Annotated in this window: 5 protein-coding genes; 2 read left to right on the top strand and 3 right to left on the bottom strand. The window is 45.6% G+C overall.

Annotation, left to right across the window (positions count from 1 at the left end; translation table 11 throughout):
- Positions 1–99: 99 nt before the first annotated feature.
- Both JGK11_RS32150 and JGK11_RS32145 read right to left on the bottom strand, forming a co-directional pair.
- Positions 100–402: a hypothetical protein gene (locus tag JGK11_RS32150; protein WP_293214420.1), complete on the bottom strand. Its 303-nt coding sequence runs from the start codon at positions 400–402 to the stop codon at positions 100–102.
- Positions 386–826, bottom strand: a complete 441-nt coding sequence (locus JGK11_RS32145; RefSeq protein WP_293214418.1) for a hypothetical protein — start codon at positions 824–826, stop codon at positions 386–388. Before JGK11_RS32145 ends, JGK11_RS32150 begins: the two co-directional genes overlap by 17 nt.
- Positions 827–1,205: 379 nt before the next feature.
- Between JGK11_RS32145 and JGK11_RS32140 the strand changes: the two genes are divergently transcribed.
- Positions 1,206–1,601 (top strand): hypothetical protein, encoded by a 396-nt coding sequence (locus tag JGK11_RS32140; protein ID WP_293214416.1) that lies wholly within the window; start codon positions 1,206–1,208, stop codon positions 1,599–1,601.
- Between the two features lie 78 nt (positions 1,602–1,679).
- On the opposite strand, the gene JGK11_RS32135 is transcribed toward JGK11_RS32140, so the two are convergent.
- Positions 1,680–1,823: a hypothetical protein gene (locus JGK11_RS32135; RefSeq protein WP_293214414.1), complete on the bottom strand. Its 144-nt coding sequence runs from the start codon at positions 1,821–1,823 to the stop codon at positions 1,680–1,682.
- A 118-nt stretch (positions 1,824–1,941) separates the two neighbouring features.
- On the opposite strand from JGK11_RS32135, the gene JGK11_RS32130 reads away from it, so the two are divergent.
- A complete protein-coding gene (locus tag JGK11_RS32130) occupies positions 1,942–5,853 on the top strand; it encodes a dockerin type I domain-containing protein (protein ID WP_293214412.1) in 3,912 nt (1,303 codons plus the stop codon).
- The last annotated feature ends 65 nt before the right edge of the window (positions 5,854–5,918 follow it).

Here is a 5,918-nt window from a genome sequence, read left to right as displayed (position 1 = left end):
ATGGCTCAACTGCTTACCCGGTCAAGGTTTTATCCTATTTTACCTCTTGCAAGTCTACCCCCTTGACAATTTGCACTTTTTCTTAACTTGTCACAAATGTTAACTGCCAGACAGCAAGTTAAACTTATAAAAATCGATAAACCTCGGCATATTTTGCACCGCCCAATCAACAACAGCAGACAACAGATAACCTAAAACCCAGACCGTATAAGCTATGCTAAAAGGAGCATAAGCAGCCAAAGTCCAGCAGTCTGAAGGTTCTTCCCAAATCTGTTCTCGTCGCAGCAAACGATCGTAAAATTGAAAAGACCTCGATCGCAAATTGTTAATCCCAGTCAAAGCAACTAGCAAATAATAGCCGTCAAACTTATTCAAAGGGTTGAGGTTAAAAACTACAGTCACTAGCGTTGCTACCATCAGCAAACAGGGGAATTTGGAAAGACAATAATTGCTGAATGTTGAATTTGTTTGGGGGTGGTTTTGGAGGTTGGGTTCCCTCTAACATTCCCGTTTCTGCTAGCATCCGCAGCAAGTATTGCAAATCCTCCAAAGTAATGTCATAGATGTCTGCGATATCGCCGATCGGCTTGAAGCCCAATTCTTCCATTACCTCTTTGTCAGAATTGTCAACTTGCAAGCAAGTAATGCCTTCTGAATTGCGGAGTATCCAATAGCCGTCTGGGTGCGGTATCCACAGTACCGTTGATTTGAGTTTTGGGCCATAAAGATTTGTGTCACTTATTTGGTATAGATCCCAATCAGCAATTAAGTCGGGACACAATTTTTCTTGACTTTCTATGCGTGCAAATTTTTCACCATTTTGCATAGTGTTGGGAGTTGTAAATTGTCAGATGCACAGCAAAACTTTGGGAGCATTCCATTTTTGTAAATATATCCGTAGGGGTGAAGCATTCCGGCAGTCAGCCTCTCCTGATAACTAATAAATTATCTGCCGGAATGCTTCACCCTGCACTCATTGGGATGCACAGCAAAACTTTGTTTGACAAAGCTAGCAATTTATATTTTGTTTTATGGGGAATGTTACACTTTGTATTAATCGGTCATAAAAAAAATAATTCAATTGTATTCAGAACTTGCGTCTCAAAATTTATCTGCTAATGTTGAATTAACTGATTTTTAGATTCGCAGTCAATATAAACTTCTGAGTTTTCACTTGGAGTTACTAAGCGCAGGGGCTTAAGTATATGGTCTGGCATTCAAAAGGCTTATCTGTCCGCAATAATACAGGGGTTGAGACTTCTCCCCCAAAAACTCGTCGCCCGCGAAAGACATTCATCCTCGAACGAATTATCACTCCTAGCACCATAGTTCCTGGTGGTGTCGATGACCATGACGCGCTGCATCAGATTCTCAACTCTCTAAGTTTTCTAAGTTTTGACCTTTCAGACTGGGCCCAAAAATTTCATCACACCCTAGCCCACGCGACCAATTTACATTTGTTTGCAGATAGCGGTGCGGGTACTTGCCCAACTTCCCCTACCCCCGATGGCGACTTGCCACCGATTATTGACTTTGACCCCTTGGGCTTGCATCAACCACCAACACCAACACTCTTAGCCCAACATTCAAGGAGCCTTTGATACCCTACCGCCCCCAATTATACTGCCCATAGATCCGCCTGGAACCAATAACAAAGTACCTACAGACTTAGGTGGCGCTTACACATTTACAACCAAAACAGCATCAGGTAATAACGAAGCAGGTTCAGCGAATAAATATACCTTCAGCATCGCCAATTCCGAACTCAATTCCACAGATTCAGACACCGTACTCGTTGGAATTTCAGTAGAATCAAAAGACAATCAAAAACTCCCCGAACTACCCGAAATAGATAAACTCACACCAATTTCCACATCAACCAATACAAACAGTAACTACTCCCTATTTGCCATCAAAAAATCAGGCTTAAACCTGCTTAACTTGAACAGCGCATCAAGTAGCGCATACACCCTCAAACTAAACATAGCAGGCGACATCAACAGCGACGGCCGAATTGATATAACAGACAGACAACTGCTAGATAACGCTCTAGGCAGCACAGCAACAGACCCCAATTATACAATTAACCTAGACCTCAACCGCGATGGAATCATCAACTCAGTAGACCAAACCCTCCTCAACAACAACTTCGGCTTCATCACCAACAAACCACCAGTCACCTCCCCATTCTCAACCAACACCCATGCAGAATTGGAGACAATCATACCCTTAATCGGTAAAGCAACAGACCCCGAAAACGACCCCATCTCCTACAACACGCTCAACCCAATTAACGGTACTGTAAAATTCGATCCCATTACCAAAACAGCAACCTTCAAGCCTACTCCGGGATTCTCAGGCATCGCCAGCTTTGACTTCATAGCCAGCGACGGCTATAACACCGGAATACCAGCAAAAGTAACAGTCAACGTCAGCGGAGCCCCGCTACTTTCCTTAGACTTCGCCAATCGCAATCCTCAGCTTTATCCAGGAGACAATACAAAATTAGTTGTGCTCGGAGACTTCGCCGACCAAAAAGGCGTAGTGCTGCCAGATTCTTACTTAACATACACATCATTAAATCCAGAAATAGCACCCATTGACGCTTTTGGAAAAATCACAGGATTAGCCAACGGAACCTCAATTTTTACAGCATCTCGCAACAACATTCAAGCCGTGACTGCGGCACGAATAGGCGAACTGCCAATTCCTGCCAACGATGACGAATGGAACGCCCTACTAGCAGAGATTTACGGTTTGGATGTTTACCCGCAAGCAGTAACATTAACAACAGGAGTAAAGCGCTCCTTACTGGTAGAAATTCAAGGACTTACCGACTCTCCAGACCTCAAATTCGGCTCTACTGGCACTCGCTACTTCGTCAGTAACCCCAATGTATTGCAAGTAAATTCAGACGGCGTAATTACTGCTGTAGGTGAAGGAATTGCCAGCGTCACCGTCATCGATGGAGCAGCAGAAAAGGTAGTTCCAGTGCGCGTAGAAAAGCCTTTGATAGGCCCTGCTACTTTAGGAGTTGATGGCGGAGTAGTGCAAGGCAGCGACGGCTCAAAAATAATGGTAGCTCCTACTGCCTTAACTCAAGATACAACAGTTAACATAACGCCACTTAGCAGCACTTCACTACCACTACCATTCCCCGATAGCATGGAGTTTGCTGGGGGCTTCAATTTGGAATTGGGCAACACCCCCTTGAAGATACCAGTCCAGTTGGCAATTCCAGCCCCAGTTGGCGTACCAATCGGCACCGAAGTTTTATTCATGCGGAAGGGGTCGCTACCGACTGGGGCTGATAGCTGGAACGAAACTTGGCTGATACAAGAATCAGGAGTAGTAGGTGCAGACGGCTACATCCGCACCACTTCCCCACCCTTTCCAGGCGTGACAGAGAGCGGTACTTATACAATTGGATTATTGCCCGCAGGAATGCCATCAGTCAGTTCAATTGTTAACGCCAGCACAAAAGCTAATTCAGGACTAATTAACCTTTCGACTAACCTTAACTTTGAGAATAGTTATTTAGGAGCAAAAACGAGTGGAATTGGTGCAGTCGCAGCCACAGAAAATCAATTCGAGGCAACAACATCACTATTAACTTACTTAGCCCAATCTTCAAACCAGCCACTGGAAATAATCGGAATTCCCAAAGTTGGGGAAACTGTCGTCACTACCGCTCAGGTACAACTGAATACACAAGGAGTTCCTACAGTCTCAGCATTTCTCTCTGGCCCGGACACTGGGCTAGCAGTTCCCCTCGAACCGCCGTCGCTGGAGTCGGTCCAACTGGAGTTCTCCAACAGCGAACCTGTGATATTCTTAACAGGCAGCAATTTCCTCAATGGACTCAACGGCAATCTGGGTGCGAGTTTCGGGGATTTGAATGTTGACTTTAAGGTGTCCGGTAAGAGTTACTCTGGCACTGTTGTGCCGGGACTCAGTAGTTCACTCGGAGAAAACCGCTATAAGGTGGCGGTCAAAGCTCCTATCAGCGTACCGCTGGGCGAGTCGGAAATAGTGCTGTCACGGCAGCAGAAAGAGCGTTTTGGCCCTGGCCCTGTTGATTCTGATGTGGTCAAGCGTTCGAGTTTTGAAGACCTCCAGTTAAAGCCTGTATTTTCTGATTTGATACTGGTGGCACAGCGGAATAGTGACAAAATTCAGGTAATCGACGCTCTCAGTTCAGTTCAGAGTCCGTCGAACCCGCAACAGAAGCCTCCCAAGGATTTATCGGTGGGGATACCGGGGACAGCGGTAGGGACAACCTTAGACCGTCCGGGATTGTTAGCTGTGACCAGTAATGCGACTCGCGCCTATGTACCTTTGGAGAGGACGGGGCGGGTGGCGATGGTGGATTTGCTGGCGCGGCGTCCGGTTGATGTTGATGCTTCGACACCGGCTGTCGATGATATTATTTTGCCCAGTGGTGCATCTCCTGGGGCGATATCTATTGACCCTTGGGATAATTATGCTTACGTCGCGGACTCAGGGCGGGGTAGCATTTATGTCCTGGATGTCAATCCTGACTCGCCAAGCTATAACGAAGTTGTTCGGACTATCTCAGTTAATGCTACGTCAGGACTGCGCCAGATTGCGGTTAGCAGTGACGGGCGCAAGCTGTTTGCGACTGCGGCTGATGGTTATATTTACGCTGTGAATATTGACCCAGATGACAAACCGACGGTTCCGAATTCTAATCCCCGGAAGTGGGGGGAGCAAATTGGAAAGGTTTTGACTCCTACGGGGGCTTGGGGGTTGGCTGCAACTCCTGACCCGCTCAAAATGGTTTTTACTAATGGTAACCCGAACACAGACGGAAGCGGTTTTGGGGTGCTGACTGTGAAGGATGACCCTCTGAATTTGACTCCTACAACTGTCTACACGAATTTAACGCTGACTGATAATAGAAATGTGTTTGAGGTGAATGAGGGAGTGGCTGTCACGGTGACGGCTGATGGAAAGTATGCGTTTGTGGCGGGTCGTAACAGTAAAAAAATCATTGAAGTTGATGCCAATCCGCTGGCGGGGGGGAATATTGGGATTATTAAAGATCCGTTGGGGCCTAATCCGCAATTAGTTGCTGCTACTGAACCGGTGCCGGGAAGTTTAACTAATAATGTGGCTCTTTCTAGTGATGGGAAGTATCTGATTGGTTCTTATCCTACTCTTAGTGGTGGTGGAAGTGCTTATGTCTTTGATGTGGAGGAAATTATTAAGACTGTTGAAAATCCTGCTTATGCTTTGACAACGCGGGCTGTTGAGAAGTTTAATCCGAATATCATACCAAAAGGTGCTATTCCGGCTGTGATTGCGATCGGTGGTAATCCTTTGGGGTTGATTGCTACTAAAATTGATATTGCCCCTGCTGCCATTCGCTACAATAACGATAAAGGTTACAGCGCGGCTGGTATTAAGTTGATTCAGCAGGTAGTAGGTGCAGGTCACACGGGAATTTTTGGAGCAGACACTGTGAAAAAGATCGTTGACTGGCAATCCACTCACGGTCTTAAGCGCGATGGTAAGGTAGACTCCAAAACCCTCTGGTCAATTATTACTGAACTACGCATGAGAAATCAGCTCTTGGATGCGTTGCTACTCACGGCGCTATTCACTGCGAAAGTAAAAACCCATCAATATCTCACAGATAGTGGAAAAACGATAACAATTGGATATGGATCTTCTGGATCTTCGCGTCGCACACCTAATAGTTTTCAAGAAGAATCTTTTCTTAAAGACGCTAAGATGTATGGCAAGGTGACCAAACTTTCTGATGTCACCACCCAATATGATTGCCACGGCTTTACATTAGACCTCTTGCAAAAAAAATCTATGCTATAATAAAAGATTTTCAATTTAATCCCCCTAGAGCTAACTCATAATTATAAATTGCTGATAACAAATTA

This window comes from Microcoleus sp. PH2017_34_RAT_O_A (assembly GCF_020737885.1).
Taxonomy (GTDB): domain Bacteria; phylum Cyanobacteriota; class Cyanobacteriia; order Cyanobacteriales; family Microcoleaceae; genus Microcoleus.
The sequence above is the reverse complement of the archived record's forward strand: the minus strand, read 5'-3'. Positions and strand labels throughout refer to the sequence as shown.

Bases quoted from the DNA above. Each gene is read 5' to 3' on its own strand.
- JGK11_RS32145 (WP_293214418.1), bottom strand. From the start codon at position 826: ATGCAAAATGGTGAAAAATTTGCACGCATAGAAAGTCAAGAAAAATTG.
- JGK11_RS32140 (WP_293214416.1), top strand. From the start codon at position 1,206: ATGGTCTGGCATTCAAAAGGCTTATCTGTCCGCAATAATACAGGGGTT.